The organism is Acinetobacter lwoffii, assembly GCF_024129595.1.
Classification (GTDB): domain Bacteria; phylum Pseudomonadota; class Gammaproteobacteria; order Pseudomonadales; family Moraxellaceae; genus Acinetobacter; species Acinetobacter lwoffii_O.
Map to the genome: position 1 here is coordinate 1 of NZ_JAMXXS010000032.1, position 18,826 is coordinate 18,826.

Annotated in this window: 18 protein-coding genes, 1 pseudogene and 1 other annotated feature; of the genes and pseudogenes, 14 read left to right on the plus strand and 5 right to left on the minus strand. The window is 41.3% G+C overall.

From position 1 onward, the window contains the following. The first annotated feature begins 242 nt into the window (after positions 1 to 242). The 7 genes and pseudogenes from NI466_RS12655 (at position 243) to NI466_RS12685 (ending at position 8,872) form a co-directional block, all read left to right on the plus strand. Positions 243 to 629: a hypothetical protein gene (locus NI466_RS12655; protein ID WP_005248689.1), complete on the plus strand. Its 387-nt coding sequence runs from the start codon at positions 243 to 245 to the stop codon at positions 627 to 629. A 367-nt stretch (positions 630 to 996) separates the two neighbouring features. After that, on the plus strand, positions 997 to 2,928 hold the full coding sequence (locus NI466_RS12660; RefSeq protein ID WP_253173776.1) for a site-specific DNA-methyltransferase: 1,932 nt from the start codon (positions 997 to 999) through the stop codon (positions 2,926 to 2,928). A 2-nt stretch (positions 2,929 to 2,930) separates the two neighbouring features. Then, complete coding sequence (locus tag NI466_RS12665; protein WP_253173777.1) at positions 2,931 to 5,558, plus strand: DEAD/DEAH box helicase family protein; 2,628 nt, start codon at positions 2,931 to 2,933, stop codon at positions 5,556 to 5,558. Between the two features lie 247 nt (positions 5,559 to 5,805). Then, positions 5,806 to 6,372: a recombinase family protein gene (locus NI466_RS12670; protein ID WP_006581699.1), complete on the plus strand. Its 567-nt coding sequence runs from the start codon at positions 5,806 to 5,808 to the stop codon at positions 6,370 to 6,372. A gap of 182 nt (positions 6,373 to 6,554) precedes the next feature. Continuing rightward, a pseudogene (locus NI466_RS12675) lies at positions 6,555 to 7,788 on the plus strand (IS3 family transposase). After that, positions 6,844 to 6,960: a sequence feature (AL1L pseudoknot), on the plus strand. It overlaps the preceding pseudogene by 117 nt. 312 nt (positions 7,789 to 8,100) lie before the next feature. Next, the gene (locus NI466_RS12680) at positions 8,101 to 8,349 is read left to right on the plus strand and encodes a phenol hydroxylase subunit (protein WP_006581702.1); all 249 of its coding nucleotides are present in this window, start codon (positions 8,101 to 8,103) and stop codon (positions 8,347 to 8,349) included. A gap of 37 nt (positions 8,350 to 8,386) precedes the next feature. Next, positions 8,387 to 8,872 (plus strand): ferritin family protein, encoded by a 486-nt coding sequence (locus NI466_RS12685; protein WP_006581703.1) that lies wholly within the window; start codon positions 8,387 to 8,389, stop codon positions 8,870 to 8,872. 196 nt (positions 8,873 to 9,068) lie between these two features. On the opposite strand, the gene NI466_RS12690 is transcribed toward NI466_RS12685, so the two are convergent. Then, positions 9,069 to 10,159 (minus strand): IS4-like element ISAba1 family transposase gene (locus NI466_RS12690; protein WP_085940648.1). Its coding sequence is split into 2 segments (ribosomal slippage): positions 9,069 to 9,619 and positions 9,619 to 10,159, totalling 1,092 coding nucleotides; the frame shifts between segments, so codons are not numbered across the junction. A gap of 89 nt (positions 10,160 to 10,248) precedes the next feature. Between NI466_RS12690 and sul2 the strand changes: the two genes are divergently transcribed. The 5 genes from sul2 (at position 10,249) to NI466_RS15990 (ending at position 13,075) form a co-directional block, all read left to right on the plus strand. Further along, positions 10,249 to 11,064: a sulfonamide-resistant dihydropteroate synthase Sul2 gene (sul2, locus tag NI466_RS12695; RefSeq protein ID WP_001043260.1), complete on the plus strand. Its 816-nt coding sequence runs from the start codon at positions 10,249 to 10,251 to the stop codon at positions 11,062 to 11,064. A gap of 86 nt (positions 11,065 to 11,150) precedes the next feature. Continuing rightward, positions 11,151 to 11,432, plus strand: coding sequence for a hypothetical protein (locus tag NI466_RS12700; RefSeq protein ID WP_001323507.1), 282 nt, complete (start codon positions 11,151 to 11,153; stop codon positions 11,430 to 11,432). Positions 11,433 to 11,515: 83 nt separating this feature from the next. After that, entirely contained in the window at positions 11,516 to 12,028 is a 513-nt protein-coding gene (dfrA36, locus tag NI466_RS12705; RefSeq protein ID WP_024198497.1) for a trimethoprim-resistant dihydrofolate reductase DfrA36, read from the plus strand. Positions 12,029 to 12,419: 391 nt separating this feature from the next. Next, positions 12,420 to 12,866 (plus strand): RrF2 family transcriptional regulator, encoded by a 447-nt coding sequence (locus NI466_RS12710; RefSeq protein ID WP_000494235.1) that lies wholly within the window; start codon positions 12,420 to 12,422, stop codon positions 12,864 to 12,866. Positions 12,867 to 12,889: 23 nt separating this feature from the next. Further along, entirely contained in the window at positions 12,890 to 13,075 is a 186-nt protein-coding gene (locus tag NI466_RS15990) for a 6-pyruvoyl trahydropterin synthase family protein (protein WP_085970005.1), read from the plus strand. Between the two features lie 227 nt (positions 13,076 to 13,302). On the opposite strand, the gene NI466_RS12715 is transcribed toward NI466_RS15990, so the two are convergent. The 4 genes from NI466_RS12715 to NI466_RS12730 all read right to left on the minus strand — a co-directional run bounded on the left by NI466_RS12715 (position 13,303) and on the right by NI466_RS12730 (position 17,391). Beyond that, positions 13,303 to 14,796 (minus strand): IS91-like element ISCR2 family transposase, encoded by a 1,494-nt coding sequence (locus NI466_RS12715; protein WP_001120888.1) that lies wholly within the window; start codon positions 14,794 to 14,796, stop codon positions 13,303 to 13,305. Between the two features lie 111 nt (positions 14,797 to 14,907). Then, positions 14,908 to 15,186 carry a LysR family transcriptional regulator gene (locus NI466_RS12720; protein WP_001100557.1) on the minus strand — a complete coding sequence of 93 codons (279 nt, stop codon included), beginning with the start codon at positions 15,184 to 15,186 and terminating at the stop codon, positions 14,908 to 14,910. Between the two features lie 54 nt (positions 15,187 to 15,240). After that, entirely contained in the window at positions 15,241 to 16,455 is a 1,215-nt protein-coding gene (floR, locus tag NI466_RS12725; RefSeq protein WP_001694495.1) for a chloramphenicol/florfenicol efflux MFS transporter FloR, read from the minus strand. Positions 16,456 to 16,671: 216 nt separating this feature from the next. Beyond that, the gene (locus tag NI466_RS12730; RefSeq protein ID WP_014386800.1) at positions 16,672 to 17,391 is read right to left on the minus strand and encodes a DUF3363 domain-containing protein; all 720 of its coding nucleotides are present in this window, start codon (positions 17,389 to 17,391) and stop codon (positions 16,672 to 16,674) included. Positions 17,392 to 18,098: 707 nt separating this feature from the next. Between NI466_RS12730 and NI466_RS12735 the strand changes: the two genes are divergently transcribed. Then, positions 18,099 to 18,332 (plus strand): hypothetical protein, encoded by a 234-nt coding sequence (locus tag NI466_RS12735; protein WP_000773187.1) that lies wholly within the window; start codon positions 18,099 to 18,101, stop codon positions 18,330 to 18,332. A 5-nt stretch (positions 18,333 to 18,337) separates the two neighbouring features. Continuing rightward, a complete protein-coding gene (locus tag NI466_RS12740; RefSeq protein WP_025465772.1) occupies positions 18,338 to 18,814 on the plus strand; it encodes a DUF8453 domain-containing protein in 477 nt (158 codons plus the stop codon). Positions 18,815 to 18,826 lie beyond the last annotated feature (12 nt).

The following is an 18,826-nucleotide window of genomic DNA, read 5'->3' on the forward strand; positions in this document are numbered from 1 at the left end:
TGCTCTGATATATGTGCTATGGATCTGGATTAGATAGGTAATATAGATGCCTGGATAAACGCTGCAGCTTGCAGCTTTTATCCAAGCATCGGGATTAGACGTTTTAGAGATTATGGACCAGACAATAATATTGGCAGTCCATAATCTACTAAAACCAATAGAAGGTTAAACTTGGGATATTGCTTGTATTGTCCACCTGTGGACTATATAATCAAATTTAATCTGATTAAGGACGGTAAAGAATGACAAATGCAGATTTTAAACTGCTAGTTGAATCATTGGGATTTTACAACCCTGAAGCGATACGCGATTATTTCAAAGCTATAGGCTTTAATGAATCTATTAACGTCCGACCAATCCAATATTGGTTAAATGGTAAAAGTGTAGCTCTCAATATGCCGATTCCAGACGATGTGGTTGAGCATTTTAAGCAGCTTGAACAAATGAAAATTGAGTTATCAGGCCAAGAGAAATTTAAGAAAAATTGCTTTCTCTACAAAGATAAATATCTAATGTGGGAAAAATTCCCTGAGCTAGAAGGGCTACCTAGTACGTACCTTAATCAACTCATGGTTCTGGTGAATATGCTACATGGTTATAGGGAAATGCAGTATTGCACAAGCTACTAGGAATCATAGAATGAAAAATCAGGATCTTTCTATTGTCGAGCTAATTAGTAAACGCAATAAAATTGTCTATACGGTTTGCGGATTATTGGTCTTACTGACAATCTTATCTTTTGCCAGATACTTTCTGAATTTTAGTATCCTTTACCTTTTAATTCTGCTTATTCCATTTTTTGTATTGATGTATTGGATGATAAGAGTTACCGAACATATAAAAGATGAGAAAAATTTAAAAGAATCTTCTTAATGAAGTGAGTAAATCGTACAACTCATGATCTAGTCTAAGATCTGTTAGTTAAATATCTAAGATGAATGGGAATAGAATCGCATATAATTCTGCATTCACAAAATTTTAGCATCGGTAGTAATCATGGATACAGCTCTAATTCAAACGCTAAAAAAAATTCTTAAGCAGTTTCCAAAATTTTGGAATGGTGAAAACCTCCAAAGATCCCTCGTTATTGATGCAATTCAGAAGAAAGAAGCTGATTTAGTTAAAGCTTTAATCAATAACAGTAAGATTAAGTCTATTTATAGTACCGATGTTGATGGTGTCCTTATTTTTGAGTTTGAAAAGCTCATTAGCCTATTGAAATATAAAGAGTATTGGGCTGATAGTTTTACTAAGTACCGTAATAATGTAGGTTTGACCAGTGAAGGTAAATATTTAGATTATAGTTCTGATGTTGTTTTAGATTTTCCTTTTAAAGATTGTGTTCTTGAAGGTGGAATGACTAAAGAGGATCAGGGTAAGGATGAAATTTATTACAATGAAATCATTGCCCGTGATGAAATTGATCGTCTATTTTCTCCAAAAGTATTCACAAATTCAAAACGCTATATTGAAAATGGTGTGCAAGAAGATATTGGTGAATTTACAAATCAAGATAATCTAATTATTAAAGGTAATAATTTGATCGCTTTACATTCATTGAAATTAAATTTTTCAAATTCAATAAAATGTATTTTTATTGATCCGCCTTATTACTTTATTGAGAAAAAACCTGCTGATACTTTTGTCTACAACTCTAACTTTAAGCTTTCATCTTGGTTAGTGTTTATGAAAAATCGGCTAGAAATAGCAAGAGAGCTTTTGACAGAAGATGGTGTTTTATACATCACAATATCAGATGATGGCGCGCACTATTTAAAAGTCATGACTGATGGTATTTTCGGTCAAGAAAATTTCATAGCCGACGTGATTTGGCAATCAAGAAAATCTGTATCAAGTGATGGATTGATTTCTGTTTCGAGTAACCATGTCTTAACTTATGCAAAAAATAAAAATAAGATAAATAAACATGAATTTAGATTGGCATTGGATGTTGAAGGATTTGATTTAGAAGATGAATTGGGTAAGTACAAGGTAGAGCCTTTTGATGCACCAAATGAAAGAAAAAATTTATCTTACGAGATAGTAAATCCTAATACAGGAACTAAATATTTTCCTCCGGCAGGAAGACATTGGAGAACGAAGGAAAGTGAGTATTTAGATTTATTAGCAAAAAATAGAATTCAATTTGGCTTAAAAGGCGAGAGTAAACCCCAGCTAAAAGTATATTTAGAAGATGCTATTGAAGCTGGAAAGGGTAAAGCTGCTACTACATTATGGGATTCGATCACCCCCGATACTATACTTTGGACATCGACTGATACAACAACAAATGCGACCAAGCATCAACAAGAGTTATTTAATAAAGTTCTATTTGAAAACCCTAAACCTGAGAATTTAGTTCAACGGGCTATAGAACTCGCAACTAATGAAAATGATTTAGTATTAGATTTTCATCTCGGCAGTGGAACGACGTGTGCGACTGCTCATAAAATGGGACGTCGATATATTGGTATAGAACAGATGGACTATATCAATGAAATTACCGTACCTCGCCTACAAAAAGTCATTGAAGGTGAGCAAGGGGGGATCTCTAAAGATGTGAAATGGCAAGGCGGTGGAAGTTTTGTCTACACTGAGCTTATGGAATTAAATTACCTTTTTATTCATCAAATTGAACAAGCAAAAACAACAGAACAATTACTTCATATATTTGAAGTCATGAAAGTAGAAGCGCACCTTAATTATCATATTGCATTAGATCGTGTTTTAAATAATGAATATGAAATTGATGGGGTTAATCATTTGGTAACGTTTAATGAGCTTGAATTAACTCAGCAAAAACATCTTTTAATTGAAGTTCTGGATAAGAATCAGTTGTATGTGAATTTCTCAGAAATAGATGATCAAAGATATGCTATTTCAGAAAGCGATAAAGCTTTCACAACTAGCTTTTATCATAAGGATTGATCATGGCTAGAAACACTAAAGTAACGAAACAAGATCTTTTATTTAACCAATTCCAACAAATTGATAAATTTGGATTGTTTCAGGGGAATTATCAAACCCCTGAATATTTAAAATCTAACTTGAAAGACGACTTACGTTCTTATCAAGAAGAAGCCTTACGCTATCTACATTATGCACAAATTCATAATGAAGCAGATATACGTTTTAAGCATTTGTTATTTAATATGGCAACTGGCTCAGGTAAAACGATGGTCATGGCCAGTGCAATTCTTTATTTGTTTAAGGAATATGGCTACCAAAACTACATTTTCTTTGTACATACGGATGCAATTATCCAAAAAACTAAAGAAAACCTTTTAAATAAATTATCGTCTAAATATCTTTTTGCTCAATCTATTGAAATAGAAGGGGAACGTATAGTTATTGAAGCAGTCGATACATTCCCAAGACAGCCAAGTAAAAATACCATTTACTTAAAGCTATCAACGATTCATAAAATCCATGATGAGTTGAATAGCTATAAAGAGAACAGTATTACTTATGAGGATTTAGCTGAAATTCCACTTGTTTTATTGGGTGATGAAGCGCATCACTTTAATGCTGAAACAAAAGCTAAGGGTAAATCTAAGACTTCAACAGAGTATGAGGAATTAACTTGGGAACGTACTATTGAGCGTATCCTTGCATTAAAAGAAAAGAATCGTTTATTAGAATTTACTGCGACAATTAATTTAGAAAATAAGGAAATATACCAAAAGTACAAAGATAAAATCGTTTATCAGTACGACTTAAAGAAATTTATGACTGATGGTTTTTCTAAGAAAGTTATGCTTTTAGAAGCTAATCAGCATGATGATGAAAAAATGATTGATGCCGTTTTATTAAGCCAATATCGTAAGTTAGTGGCAATTAAACACGGTATTAAGGATTTTAAACCAATTATTCTATTTAAGTCGAATAAGATTGCAATTTCTAAGGCTAAGCAAGATCAATTTACCCAAATTATCAATGATTTAACCCCAGAAAAGGTTAAGCAGCATTTAGTGAATAAACAAACACAAATTACTTCATCAAGTAGTATTTGGAATAAAGTAATTTCTTATTATCTAAATCAAAATCTGATAACAATTGTGGAAAGTATACAAGATGATTTTAAAGAGCTTAATATTTTAAACGTGAACAAATCAGATATTCTAGAAGAATATCCCGTTTTATTAAATACTTTAGAAAATCCTGATAATCCAATACGATTAATATTTGCCGTTGCGAAGGTTAATGAAGGTTGGGATGTTTTAAACTTGTATGACATTGTTCGCATAAGTGAAAGTGCATCATCAACTAAATCAGGAACTGATAGTGAAGCGCAGTTAATTGGGCGTGGAGCAAGGTACTATCCATTCATTTTGAACGATGAAAAAAGTTTTATTCGTCGTTTTGACTTAAGTACAAGTGAACTCAGTGTTTTAGAACAATTACATTATCATACGATCAATGAACCTGCTTATATTAGAACTTTGCATCAATCCTTAGAGCAAGCTGATATTGTTGTAGATACAGATGGGCAAGGTATCGTTGAACATGCCAAGCTCAAGCCTGCTTTTAAAGATTCTCACTTTTATAAACATGGACAATTATTTTTTAATGAAGTTGAAGAAATTACAGGACAAGAACGTTCGTGGACTTCATATTCATTAGAAAAACAGTATGAGATTTCTTATAAAACTGCTAATGAAGTTGGACTCGATAATCTAACTGGCAATCAAAACACTGTATTACATACGCAGACTTTACAGCTAGATCAGCGTTATTGGTTTAAAGCTTTACAGAAAATTAGGTTCTTTGAATTTAGTAATCTAAAACACTATTTCCCTGATTTAAGTAGTCTTGATGAGTTTTTATCTGATTCTCAATACTTAGGTGGATTAACAATTAATGTGAACTTACCTAGTAAGCTCAATCTAAGTGATCTTCCTCCTCGGGAGAAATTACAACTTCTGGAAACAGTTTTGACAAGGATTTCTGAGAACATTCGTCGTAACTATCAGAAATACAGAGGCACATACCGTTTTATTAGTAAACCGTTAAAAGATGTAATTACTGATTATACTGTTCATGTTGATCCAAATATGATGATCAATCAAAGAATCACATCAGAGAGTACCATTGGGAAAAAATGGTATGTCTATGATCAGGCTATCCTGAATCAGTTAGAACATAAGCTTATTAAGCTGCTAGAACAGTTTATGCAGAAACTGAATACTAAATATGATGATATTTACATTATTCGTAATGATGAGAAAACTACACGCTTTAAATTAACCGAATTTAATGGTGTCCGAGGTTTTATGCCTGATTTCATTATGTTGATGAAGGATAAGGCCAATGATGATATTTATTATCAGGTCTTTTTAGAACCAAAAGGCGATGATCGTTTGATACAAGATGCATGGAAAGAAAACATGCTAGAAAAAATAAATGATCCCAACCTTATTATGGTTGAAAGTGATGAAAATGTACGTTTAGTAGGCGTTAAATTCTTTGCTGAAAGTAAACGACATGAATTCATTAAAGACTTATCAGACAAGTTATATGACAGTCAGCAGTTAGAAGCGCAGTCATTATTAATTTAGGTTTTCCAATATGAATTAACAAACAGTAAAAAATCCGATTTCAAGAAATCGGATTTTTTTATCTATAACAACTTACGTATTGCATGAATGACAAATTAAAAAAGTAACTAAATATTCTGTATCTATAGAGTATAGCCTAACGGAACAAAATAAAGTCTTAAAAAGCAACTCAAAAACCGTATTTATAGACTTAATATTTAATTTCGGTACAATATGTATTTAATTATCTAAACTCTAACGGTACAGAATGCCTAATCAGGTCGGATATATTCGAGTCAGTTCAACTGAACAAAATACTGAACGTCAATTAGATGGAATCAGCCTGGATAAGACCTTTACTGAAAAGGCAAGCGGTGGTAGCCGTGAACGTCCTCAGTTAAATGCAATGCTCGACTATCTGCGTGAAGGTGATACGGTGCATGTTCATAGTATTGATCGTCTGGCACGTAATACAAATGATCTGAACGAAATTGTGAATAGTCTGAATGATCGTGGTATAACCATTATTTTTCATAAAGAGAATTTGACCTTCAGTCATGATGTAGCACAATCGGCAATAAATAAACTCATGTTTCAGATGCTTGCTGCATTTGCAGAGTTTGAACGCTCCATGATCCGTGAGCGTCAAAAGGAAGGAATTGCAAAAGCCAAAGCGAAGGGCTTATATAAGGGAAGAAAGCGGAAGGTTGACTATGTTGAAATACGAAAAGCAATGGCTGAAGAAAATTCAACATTTAGAGGTGTTGCAGAAAAGTTTAAAGTAGGGATAGCAACAGTACAAAGAGCTTTAAAAGAAGAAACTAATAATCAATAAGGTTGATTAATGAAGACGCTTAGATATTCAAATTTAGAAAAGATCATGACCATTTATACTGAAATTTCTACTTATATTACATTTCATAATGCGACTGGTTTAACAGATATAAATAAATCAATGGAAGATTTTTGAACCGTACCGGGTTTGTCGGAGACCAAGCTTTCTGAGAGAATGTCCCGATGAAAAAAGTAAAATATACCCCTGAAATCAGAGAAAGAGCGGTTCAATTATTGATTGAATCCGAGAAAGATTATCCATCGAATTGGGCTGCGATCACCGCTATTGCTCCCTGAGCAGTATACTGCGCAAGGGTTGTACTCCTGAAACACTACGTGTTTGGTATCAAAAATATTTAGATAAACAAAATCCAGTTAAAGTACAGCAGCTTTCAGACCAAGAACGTATCAAACAACTCGAACGCGAAAATAAAGAACTGCAACGCGCCAATGAAATTCTACGTAAAGCAGCCGCTTTTTTCGCCCAGGCGGAGCTCGACCGCCCACACAAATAATGGTGGATTTTATCCATAATAATAAAGAGCTGTACGGAGTCGAGGCGATTTGTAGAATTTTACCGATCGCACCTTCAACCTATTACCGGACTCTAGATCTCTGTGAAAATCCAGAACATCGAGCAAAGCGAGATTTACATGACTTGCATCATGCTGAGGAGATTAAACGAATTTGGAAGGAAAGTTCAGGTCGGTATGGTGTACGTAAAGTCTGGCAAAAACTGAAACGTGAAGGCTATATTATTGCGCGCTGTACTGTTGCTCGATTAATGCAAAAGCTAGGTATAAAAGGTGTTTGGCGTGGTAAGAACAAACAAACCACCCGTAGCCGAGATGATCAAAAACGAGCGGATGACTTGGTAAAACGTAATTTTACTGCTGATCATCCTGACCAACTGTGGGTGAGTGACTTTACGTATATTCAAACAAATTCAGGCTGGGTTTATACTGCATTTATTATTGATGTGTTCTCACGAGCAATTGTTGGATGGAAAGTATCGACACGGATGAATACAGATATGGTGCTCGATGCATTGGAGCAAGCATTGCATGATCGAGGCATGCCAAAGAATGTGATTCATCATTCCGACAGAGGTGTGCAATATCTTTCCATTCGCTATACCAATCGTTTAGAAGCAGCAAATTTACGAGCATCAGTCGGTACGACTGGTGATTCATACGATAATGCTTTGGCTGAAACGGTGAATGGCTTATACAAAACAGAGGTGATTGAATATCTAAAAGCAGATTGGCAAGGTTTAGCGGATGTACAACTTGCGACACTAAATTGGGTAGATTGGTTCAATAAAGAGCGTGTACATAGTGCACTAGGTTATGTATCACCTTTTGATTTTGAAGCAATGTACTATGATAAGATTAACCCGTTAGGTCAGGTGGCCTAACTTAAATAAAAAACTCTCCGACAAACCCGGTACGGTTCAGTTGATTGAATTATAGGGGCTATCAATGCGAGTTGGAAAATCAAAAAAAGAAGCTTTGGCTTCTTTTTTTTTTGATCATCTATAAGTGCTTATACAACTGAGAAAATATAAAACACTTGAGAATTTTCTTAAGTCATACATTGTGACTTAAGAATTTGATAAAGAACATTGTATGAAATAAAAAAGAGAAAATCATAAATATTTGAAAAATAATAATAAATAAAATTGGCATGCAAGTTGCAATAATCTTATGGAGAATATGAGGATTTTGGTATGCAGCAACTCAATGTAGAACAGCCTCCTTGCTTTATTCATGTTACAGGGACTCAGCGTGACAAATATATCGAATTTGAATTTTCGATAGGTGATCCAGAGTTAGCTGTAGAAATGATTATGCCAGTCAAGGCTTTTGAAGAATTCTGCGCACACCATCAAGTACAGCACCTAAGTACGGATGATTTTGCAAAGATTGAATATGACCGCATGAAGTGGCGATTTGGACAGGCCGGTATTAGAGAATAAAAACTCTAGTCTTTATTAAAAAATCAGGAAGATTTATATGCAAATTGATATTAAAACATCTTCAGTTAAGCCTTTAAGAAATACTTATGCTTATATTGAAAAAAGATTTGGTGATAAACCAGCTTCACGTTATCAAGAAGCGACCTACGATATTCAGGAAGAAATTAATTTTCATTACAAACCTTTATGGCAGCCTGAATTTGATCTTTACGATAAGGGCCGTACTGTAATCCAAATGAAAGATTGGTACGTGCTTAAAGATCCTCGTCAATTTTATTATGGGGCTTATACCCAAACTCGAGCTAAACAACAAGAGATTTTAGAAAGTAATTTTACGCTTGTTGAAAAACACGATTTATTAAGAAATATTTCTGAAGAAATTCTAAACAAAGTAACGAAATTACTACTCCCACTTTATTGTAAACAAGACATTTTTATCTTTTATATTCAATGGCTTATTTTCCTGCTAATTGGTAATACCATGAAAAATACCATGCTCAGAAAAGGCTTAACAATATTTTGAAAAATTGCCTACTGAGCGCTGCCGCACAGCTCCATAGGCCGCTTTCCTGGCTTTGCTTCCAGATGTATGCTCTTCTGCTCCTGCAGCTAATGGATCACCGCAAACAGGTTACTCGCCTGGGGATTCCCTTTCGACCCGAGCATCCGTATGAGACTCATGCTCGATTATTATTATTATACTCTGTACACGACAAATTTCACAGAACCCTTATCCTATCAGGATTCTGCTTTCTTAAAATTGCCAAAATTTCCTTAAACTCTTCTTTTTTCCCAAAACCAATTAAACGCTGAATCGCCATTTGAACATAGTCTAAACCATAGCGAAATAAACTCATTGAGAGTCGTCCATGCTTCTTTATTTTTATCGCTTTTTTTTGATTATGTTGCCATTCACCCGTTAAGTAACACCAACAGAAGCTTATAGCTAACACCGCAATCAATTTTTTCACTCGTCTAGGGTCTGTCAAGCGCGTATTTTCAAGATTAAACCCGCGTCCTTTGAGACAACTGAATAAGGTTTCAATTTCCCAGCGTAATGCATAATCCTGAATAGCATTGGCATTAAACTGAGGAGAAACGACGAGTAAAAGCTCTCCATTTTCTAACTGTAGTGCACTTATATATAGTTTCACCCGACCAACCAAAATCCGTCGTTTACGACATTCAATTTGACCAACTTTAAGATGGCGAAATAAATCACTAATTTTATGATTCTTTCCTAAATGATTGGTGACAATGAAGTTTTTTTAACACGAATGCAGAAGTTGATGTCTTGTTCAATTAACCATGTAAACCACTGCTCACCGATAAACTCTCTGTCTGCGAACACATTCACAATACGGTCTTTACCAAAAATGGCTATAAAGCGTTGAATCAAAGCAATACGCTCTTTCGTATCTGAATTTCCACGTTTATTAAGCAATGTCCAAAGGATAGGTATCGCTATTCCACGATAAACGATTGCGAGCATCAGGATATTAATATTTCGTTTTCCCCATTTCCAATTGGTTCTATCTAAAGTCAGTTGCACTTGGTCGAATGAAAACATATTGAAAATCAACTGAGAAATTTGACGATAATCAAAATACTGACCTGCAAAGAAGCGCTGCATACGTCGATAAAATGATTGTGGTAAACACTTGATGGGCAAGGCTTTAGATGCAGAAGAAAGATTACATGTTTGCTTTAAAATAATCACAAGCATGATGAGCGCAAAGCACTTTAAATGTGACTTGTTCCATTTTAGAGATTTGTTTAAGATAAGATATAACTCATTGAGATGTGTCATAGTATTCGTCGTTAGAAAACAATTATTGTGACATTATTTCAATGAGTTATCTATTTTTGTCGTGTACAGAGATTATTATAGAAGCCCCCATGAATAAATCGCTCATCATTTTCGGCATCGTCAACATAACCTCGGACAGTTTCTCCGATGGAGGCCGGTATCTGGCGCCAGACGCAGCCATTGCGCAGGCGCGTAAGCTGATGGCCGAGGGGGCAGATGTGATCGACCTCGGTCCGGCATCCAGCAATCCCGACGCCGCGCCTGTTTCGTCCGACACAGAAATCGCGCGTATCGCGCCGGTGCTGGACGCGCTCAAGGCAGATGGCATTCCCGTCTCGCTCGACAGTTATCAACCCGCGACGCAAGCCTATGCCTTGTCGCGTGGTGTGGCCTATCTCAATGATATTCGCGGTTTTCCAGACGCTGCGTTCTATCCGCAATTGGCGAAATCATCTGCCAAACTCGTCGTTATGCATTCGGTGCAAGACGGGCAGGCAGATCGGCGCGAGGCACCCGCTGGCGACATCATGGATCACATTGCGGCGTTCTTTGACGCGCGCATCGCGGCGCTGACGGGTGCCGGTATCAAACGCAACCGCCTTGTCCTTGATCCCGGCATGGGGTTTTTTCTGGGGGCTGCTCCCGAAACCTCGCTCTCGGTGCTGGCGCGGTTCGATGAATTGCGGCTGCGCTTCGATTTGCCGGTGCTTCTGTCTGTTTCGCGCAAATCCTTTCTGCGCGCGCTCACAGGCCGTGGTCCGGGGGATGTCGGGGCCGCGACACTCGCTGCAGAGCTTGCCGCCGCCGCAGGTGGAGCTGACTTCATCCGCACACACGAGCCGCGCCCCTTGCGCGACGGGCTGGCGGTATTGGCGGCGCTGAAAGAAACCGCAAGAATTCGTTAACTGCACATTCGGGATATTTCTCTATATTCGCGGTTCAGCAGGCATGTCCCCTTTGAGGGCGACCCGACGACAGGATAATCGACCTTATGGTGCGCAAATATTTCGGCACAGACGGTATTCGTGGCAAAGCCAACGAAGGCGCGATGACGGCGGAAACCGCCTTGCGCGTCGGCATGGCGGCTGGCCGTGTCTTTCGTCGCGGTGACCACCGCCATCGTGTCGTGATCGGCAAGGATACGCGCCTGTCGGGCTATATGCTTGAACCCGCGCTCACAGCCGGTTTCACCTCGATGGGCATGGACGTATTCCTTTTTGGCCCGCTGCCGACAACGTGCTTCTCTTTAAACAGCTATTTATTTCCAATTTAATCCATCTATTGCTTTCAAAAAGTGATATATTGCTTCAATTTATATACTTTTATAATACATTCATTTTTCTAATAGCGTTTTTCATGAAAGTAAGTTTGATAGTTGCAATGGATCTTGAAAAGGGCATTGGTAAAAACAACGATTTGATGTGGCATTTACCGGCCGATATGCTTTTTTTTAAAGAAACTACACTGAATCACATTGTGGTTATGGGTAGGAAAAATTTCGAATCAATCCCTGAAAGGTTTCGTCCACTTCCAAATCGGGAAAATGCAATATTAACTCGGAATACAGCTTTTGAAGCACCGAATTGTACTGTTTTTCACAGCATGGAAGGTTGCTTGAAACACTATGAGAACGAAGATAAGAGAACCGTTTTTATCATTGGTGGCGGACAAATATATGAGGAGGCTTTAGAAAAAAACAGGGTTGATGAAATGTTTATAACCTTTGTGGATCATACTTTTGGTGCGGATACATTTTTTCCTTCCATCGATTTTTCGCTTTGGAATGAAGAGGTGCTGCGTGTGCATGAAGCAGATTCTAAAAATGCGTATAATTTTACGGTCAAAAAATTCACTAAGAAGTTATCCTGATTCGCTTTTTCGGGTTAACGTTATTTTGAGGTGCTGGCACTAAAACATTTTTGCTATTCTTCTAAGGTGGAAAAATCTAAATTTCACGAACCTTTATTTTGTCGAAGTGCTTCTTTTATCGTAGCGTTCACTTTGATATACAGCCTTTAATTCTGTAACTTGTTTAAATAATAAAGAAGCCCTGTTTTTCTGATATACATGCTGTTCTGAACCAAATCAACTTCAATAGAAGGAATGCCTGTTGTCTTTTCGATCAAACTGATAAATCATCTTTTTTCTCAAATCCAAGATCTTAAAATACACTGTTTTTACAATCAATTTCAATTTTAAATTAGACTAATCTATCCACTTTGAAATTACTTCACTACTTTTACCGAAAATTACGAAAACAATGTTTACAAAAGCATGTGAGTATGGCATTCGTGCCTGTATTTTTGTAGCGCTTAATTCGATGGAAAAAAGGCGTGTCAGTTTAAAAGAAATTGCACAGTCTATTGATTCACCCGAATATTTCACCGCAAAGATTCTTCAGAAACTCGCCAAGGGAAAAATAATCTATTCCGTTCAAGGAGCACAGGGAGGTTTTGAGATGGAGGAGGCGAAGATTAGAACGATTTCCATTGAAGATATTGTTTTGGTCATTGATGGTGAGGTAGCCTTTACGATGTGCGTTCTTGGTTTGAAAAAATGTTCAGAAGTAAACCCTTGCCCTGTTCATCATAAATACAAAAACATCAAAGCTGATCTCAAAGAAATGATCAAAACCACCACGGTTTTCGACATGGTAGATCAAGTAAACGACGGACATTCTTTTCTGAAAATTTTTGAATTAGAATAAAGTAACAGCTAACAATCAAATTCGTGGATACAATCAGAATTACCAAGTGCTTCACCTTCGACATGGCGCACGCATTGAAAGGATACGACGGTCTTTGCCGAAACATTCATGGACATACTTATATGTTAAGAGTCACTTTAGCTGGCAAAATTAAACACGAGGACAGCAACCCTAAAAATGGTTTCGTATTGGATTTTGGAGACGTATAGGAAGAATAAACGCCCTTTTCACCCAAGTCCAACAGCTTTGGACCGCAGTTGACTCTTTCGACACCCCTGCGATGCAACCCAATCCGGCTGACGGGGAGCCAGCAACGCTGAAAATTTACCCTCCTCTTTCCCACTAGCGGCTCCTTTTCCGACAACCAGCACGGCGGATCCCTGCCGCGGCGCTGTGAACGCAGCATTTTGATTGGTATCGTTGGCCTTCAGGCTCGTCAGTCAAACAGACCCAGGAGCAGCTCAGCCGGTGGCGCCCGGCTTTCGGGTAACGCCCTGGTCCCGCTGGTTTCGGCTTTGTGCTTCAGGTGATCAAGGATCTGCTTGATCACTATAGGGTCTTCAATGCAGGCGATGACTTTCATGGCGCCGCCGCAGCCGCTGCAGGTCTCGATGTCGATATTGAAAACACGCTTGAGCCGTTGCGCCCATGTCATCGACGCTCGCCGTTGTGCTGGTGTTGCCGGTTCATCAGCCACCCTGACCTTGTTGCCCCTGCCCCGTTTTGCCGGCGTGACCAACGCCCGGTGCCGACTGTTGGGTGCGAACACCCCGTGGAAGCGGGTTAGGTTGACTCTGGGCTTCGGTACCAGGGCGGCCAGCCTTGCAATGAAATCCAATGGTTCGAAAATGACGTGCGTGGTGCCGTCCCGGTACGGCGTCTTGAGCTGGTAGCGCACGTTGCCGCCTCGTGTTAACGACAGCCGCTTCTCGGATACCGCCGGGCGGCTGATGTACCGGCACAGCCGTTCGAGCTTCTTGCGTTCATCGGCCCTGGCCGCCACGCCGGCGTGCAGGCTGGACCCGGCTACCTTGCCAATCCCGTCACCGAACGGATCACCACTGGTCGGCAGAGTTTGCAAAGTGAACACCTTTCGCCCCGCCTGTGAACCGACAGCGATACGGTAAGTGATCGAGTGCCCCAGCAGGGGTGTCATCGGGTCGTCATCCACCGCATCCGAGGCCAGATAGCTGTTTTCGACATCCCGTTCCAGCAGGCCTTGCCGTTCCAGATAGCGACCCACCCGGTGGGCGATGGTGTGCGTCAGCTGGGTGAGCTCTGGGCTGGTCGGCGCCTTGACCCAGCGGAAACGCGCTGAGCCGTGGGATTGCTCGACATACACACCGTCGAGAAACAGCATGTGGAAGTGAACATTCAGATTGAGCGCCGATCCAAAACGCTGGATCAGGGTGACCGCGCCCGTCTTGGCCACTTGGTGGGTATGGCCCGCTTTCTTGACCAGGTGCGTGGCAATGACGCGGTAAACGATGCCCAGCACCCACCCCATGATCTCGGGCCGGCTGGCAAACAGGAAACGCAGCTGAAACGGGAAGCTCAACACCCACTGACGCATGGGTTGTTCAGGCAGTACTTCATCAACCAGCAAGGCGGCACTTTCGGCCATCCGCCGCGCCCCACAGCTCGGGCAGAAACCGCGACGCTTACAGCTGAAAGCGACCAGGTGCTCGGCGTGGCAAGACTCGCAGCGAACCCGTAGAAAGCCATGCTCCAGCCGCCCGCATTGGAGAAATTCTTCAAATTCCCGTTGCACATAGCCCGGCAATTCCTTTCCCTGCTCTGCCATAAGCGCAGCGAATGCCGGGTAATACTCGTCAACGATCTGATAGAGAAGGGTTTGCTCGGGTCGGTGGCTCTGGTAACGACCAGTATCCCGATCCCGGCTGGCCGTCCTGGCCGCCACATGAGGCATGTTCCGCGTCCTTGCAATACTGTGTTTACATACAGTCTATCGCTTAGCGGAAAGTTCTTTTACCCTCAGCCGAAATGCCTGCCGTTGCTAGACATTGCCAGCCAGTGCCCGTCACTCCGCGGTCTTCACTGCGTGATCGAGTTGATCGACACCCGCCGTGACACGCTCCATGAAGTGCCTGCCTGCGTCTGTTAGCCGAACGCCCCGCGCATGGCGCTCAAATAGCAGGACACCAAGGTTATCCTCCAGCGCTTTCACACGCGCGCTGACGCTCGACTGGCTGATACCAAGTGCCTTGGCCGCATGCCGAAAATTCAGATGCTCGGCGACGGCGATGAACTGAACAAGGGAAATGAGCGGTATCCTGCCAGACAGGATACCGACATTCACGAGGTTTCGATGGTTAGTGCGCCGCATCGGAGCGGGCCTGCTACCAGTCGTCGGTTAGACGACTGGCGACTTCTCGGTGGCAGCCCCACGGAGCCGAAGGAGCACCAGCCCCAACGAAACCAGTACCGCCATCGCCGTGGCGTAACAGATCACGGGCCACGCTGTGTCACCGTTTAAAAGTGCCACCGCCAATGTCCCGACAATGCTGACTATCAGGCTTTGAACGCAGAAGTAGAACGCGACCGCTGATCCCGCGATGTCGTCGAACTCTGCCAAAGCGCCGTTCGCGGTAACGGACACCGTGAAGACAATACCGACCGCGACAACCCACATCGGTAGGATGAAGGTGAGGAATGACGGCGAGCCGTAAAGTTCGCCGATCCCCAACAGGACCGCTCCGCAAACAAGCAACGCCATCCCACGCGCCACGCATCCTGCGATGCCCCATCTGGCGACAAAGGACTTCGCGAAACGGGTTGTCACGATCATTACAAGCGCGACAGTGGCGAAGGCAAAGCTGAATCCGATCTCGGAATATTCCGCTTGGCCTATGAGCACACGGGGAGCCGTCGAGAAGAAGACGAAGAAGGTGCCCATAACGGCGCTAAAGCCGACAGTGTAAACCCAAAAAGCCGGACTCGCGAAGATCGGCAAGACAGATCGGCGCGTCTTGACTTGATCCAGAGGGCGGGTTTCGTGCCACCTGAAACCCGCATTTAGGAGTGCGAGCATCGCCAGTATAGCCAAAGTAATGAATATCGCCTGCCATCCCAAGAACTCGCCGATCAATGCTCCGGCGATAGGGCCGAGCGCAGGCACGAACGCCAGTATCGAACTGAAAAGGCCGTAGATGACGACACCCTCAGGACGGTTGGCATAAACGTCGCGAACCGTCGCGAACGTCGCCACCAGCATGGCCGACGCGCCCACTGCTTGAAGTAGACGGAAAGCGACAAAGGCCGGTGCAGTTGAAGACCAAGCTGCTCCCAGAGACGCAATGACGAAAGCCGTTGCGCCCGCAAGTAGAATTGGCCGTCGCCCGATTCTGTCTGAGAGCGGACCAAAAATCACCTGGCCCACGCCGAGCATCACCATATAGAGGCTCAACGTGAGTTGGATCATAGCGGGCGTCGTGTTCAGGATGCCGGGCATCGCTGGAACGACAGGGAGATAAATATCCATCGCCAGTGAAGCGAGGATGTCGAAAGGAGCCATCAGCAGCAGTGCTGCCGGCAGCGTATAGGCCCACGCGGGGCGTGTGGTGGTCATGACGAATCAACCCTCGATTAAGGAATACCGGGCGACGTCTGCTCGTCAGCAATCAGATGAGACTAGCCTTACAGAGCGCCGCAACAACAATACTGGTTGTTGCGGCTTACTTGTCTGATGACTTGGAATTTCCCATCTGATTACTCCACGCTTACGAATATGAATTGCTACATTTTATCCGATTATCTTTTGCTTCGCAATGCGGCATGGGCGCACTCAGCGTTCCAGCCCCCTCTGCCGCCCTAACTGCCACGACACCGACCCGCCCTGCACGATGCCCATAACCTCGCGGCCGAGTTGGCGGTCGATGATCGGCCGCCACGGGACAAGGGTGAACTCATGGGATTTCTCGACCACGGCGAACTTGCCGCTCGATAGATGCACGGTTCCGGTAAACTTGCCGCTGACGCTCTCGCCGTCCGTGGCGGCGCGGAACGGCAGGCCCTTACTCAAAGCCATATCCGATCCGACGCCGGCTACCTCGCGCTCCCGCAGGATGGCGAGAAGGTTGCGCCGGTAGAAGACGCGGCTGTCCCGGCTGCGGGTGGCGTCGCCCTGTTCGATATGGTGCTCGCGGCGCTGGTCCATGGCTTCGCGGACTTGTTGCCCGAAGCCGGTTGGCGCAAGGTCGGCCGTCTCGCCGTGGATCAGCCGCCGGTCCAGCCAGGTCGCGCCGTCCGATCCGATCTGTTTGTTCAGATCGACCGGGGAAAGGACGCGAACGCTGGCCTGACTGTCTCGGCCGGCGTCATGGGCGGCGGCACGGCTGACCAGATCATCGGGGATGCGCCATTGGTCGGCGTCGATCCGCTCGACGATACCGGCCCGGCGTAGCGCCTCCAGCCGGCGCACATGGGCATCGACATAGCCCTCATAGTCGCCGCCTGGAACGCGGCACGTATAGGAAGAATAAACGCCCTTTTCACCCAAGTCCAACAGCTTTGGACCGCAGTTGACTCTTTCGACACCCCTGTTTTTGAGTAATAAAGTTAAATACTAGGTAATAAATAATCATACTTAGTAATAAAGTTTCATACTAATTTTCAAAATAAAGAAAATATATTCATTATTTTCAGTATTTTGTAATTTTGGTATGAAACTTTTTTTATTTTGATAGAATTAAATTTAGACTAGCGCTGCCTATAGTATGATACTTTAATAAATACAATATAATTTTGGAACCAATAAAAACAAATACTTATGCACAACAAAGGATGAAACTTTATTACTCTCATATATATCCAAGATACAAAATTGTCATCTATAGAAATTTTGGATGGATGGAAAAATTTTGTTTCTGATGAGCAACGTAAAAAGGATCATTCGTATGAAATTACATGTTCAGATAGAACAGGAAGGAATCTTTATTTCGATTCAATAATGCCTCATCATAAGTCAGGATTAGAGTATTTCATAAGACATATGACAATAGATGTTCGTCATGACCCACAGAAATAGATATTTTATTATGGTAAAAATTTGAAACCTAGGCCAGTGCCTAGGTTTTTTTTATTTCGTATAACAGCCATATGTTAAATACAATAAAATATGCACGACATTTATAGTCGTTTTGCTTATATTTTATCCTTGTTATTTGGAATTAATTTTTTTAAATTAATTATTTATCTAAAGGCATTATAAAAATGAAACTTAATATTCCAGATCAGCAAATTACTTTATCTTGTCCAAGTTGTGATTGTACTCTTTTATCAATCGATGAAAATGAAATAGCCACTTGTGGTACTTGTGGTTTAAAACTTCATAAAGATGAGTTAATTGAACAAAATCATATTTTGGACAAAGTAGATACTAATAAGATAGCTACAGATTTAGCGAAGGAAATGAAAAAAATATTTAAAGGTAAGGGATGGAAATAAGAATAATGGAAATTAATTGGGAACTTACAATAGCAGCAATTTCAGCTATTTTTGCAGGACTATCAATAAGTTTTTCGATGTATAGCTTCTTTTCTTTTAAGAGACTGAATAAAAAGGTTCTGGAGCAGCAGCTTGAAATCAACCGCCTTTTAATTACAAAAGAGCAGGAATATTCTAATGAACAAAATAGGGCAGATATTAGAGCATATAGAACAGGTTCAAAAGGAAATTATCAGTTGATACTAACTAATGTTGGTAAAGCTACTGCTGAAAATGTCTACTTAGAGATTCTAATTGATAGTATGTATCGAGGGCATTTTTGGGATATTGATGAAATTTTCCCTATGAATATTGTTTCTGGACACTCAGGAAAACTTTCATACTCAAGAGGAATGGATTTTCCAAGTAAGTTTACTGTTAGGATTATTTGGGATGACCAATTTAAAAAACAGAACTCAAAAGATATCGAAATAGTTAGTTAAGATTCTTATTTA

Coding starts and splice junctions, on each gene's coding strand:
- NI466_RS12655 (WP_005248689.1), top strand. CDS start 243: ATGACAAATGCAGATTTTAAACTGCTAGTTGAATCATTGGGATTTTAC.
- NI466_RS12660 (WP_253173776.1), top strand. CDS start 997: ATGGATACAGCTCTAATTCAAACGCTAAAAAAAATTCTTAAGCAGTTT.
- NI466_RS12665 (WP_253173777.1), top strand. CDS start 2,931: ATGGCTAGAAACACTAAAGTAACGAAACAAGATCTTTTATTTAACCAA.
- NI466_RS12670 (WP_006581699.1), top strand. CDS start 5,806: ATGCCTAATCAGGTCGGATATATTCGAGTCAGTTCAACTGAACAAAAT.
- NI466_RS12680 (WP_006581702.1), top strand. CDS start 8,101: ATGCAGCAACTCAATGTAGAACAGCCTCCTTGCTTTATTCATGTTACA.
- NI466_RS12685 (WP_006581703.1), top strand. CDS start 8,387: ATGCAAATTGATATTAAAACATCTTCAGTTAAGCCTTTAAGAAATACT.
- sul2 (WP_001043260.1), top strand. CDS start 10,249: ATGAATAAATCGCTCATCATTTTCGGCATCGTCAACATAACCTCGGAC.
- NI466_RS12700 (WP_001323507.1), top strand. CDS start 11,151: ATGGTGCGCAAATATTTCGGCACAGACGGTATTCGTGGCAAAGCCAAC.
- dfrA36 (WP_024198497.1), top strand. CDS start 11,516: ATGAAAGTAAGTTTGATAGTTGCAATGGATCTTGAAAAGGGCATTGGT.
- NI466_RS12710 (WP_000494235.1), top strand. CDS start 12,420: ATGTTTACAAAAGCATGTGAGTATGGCATTCGTGCCTGTATTTTTGTA.
- NI466_RS12715 (WP_001120888.1), bottom strand. CDS start 14,796: ATGCCTCATGTGGCGGCCAGGACGGCCAGCCGGGATCGGGATACTGGT.
- floR (WP_001694495.1), bottom strand. CDS start 16,455: ATGACCACCACACGCCCCGCGTGGGCCTATACGCTGCCGGCAGCACTG.
- NI466_RS12735 (WP_000773187.1), top strand. CDS start 18,099: ATGAAACTTAATATTCCAGATCAGCAAATTACTTTATCTTGTCCAAGT.
- NI466_RS12740 (WP_025465772.1), top strand. CDS start 18,338: ATGGAAATTAATTGGGAACTTACAATAGCAGCAATTTCAGCTATTTTT.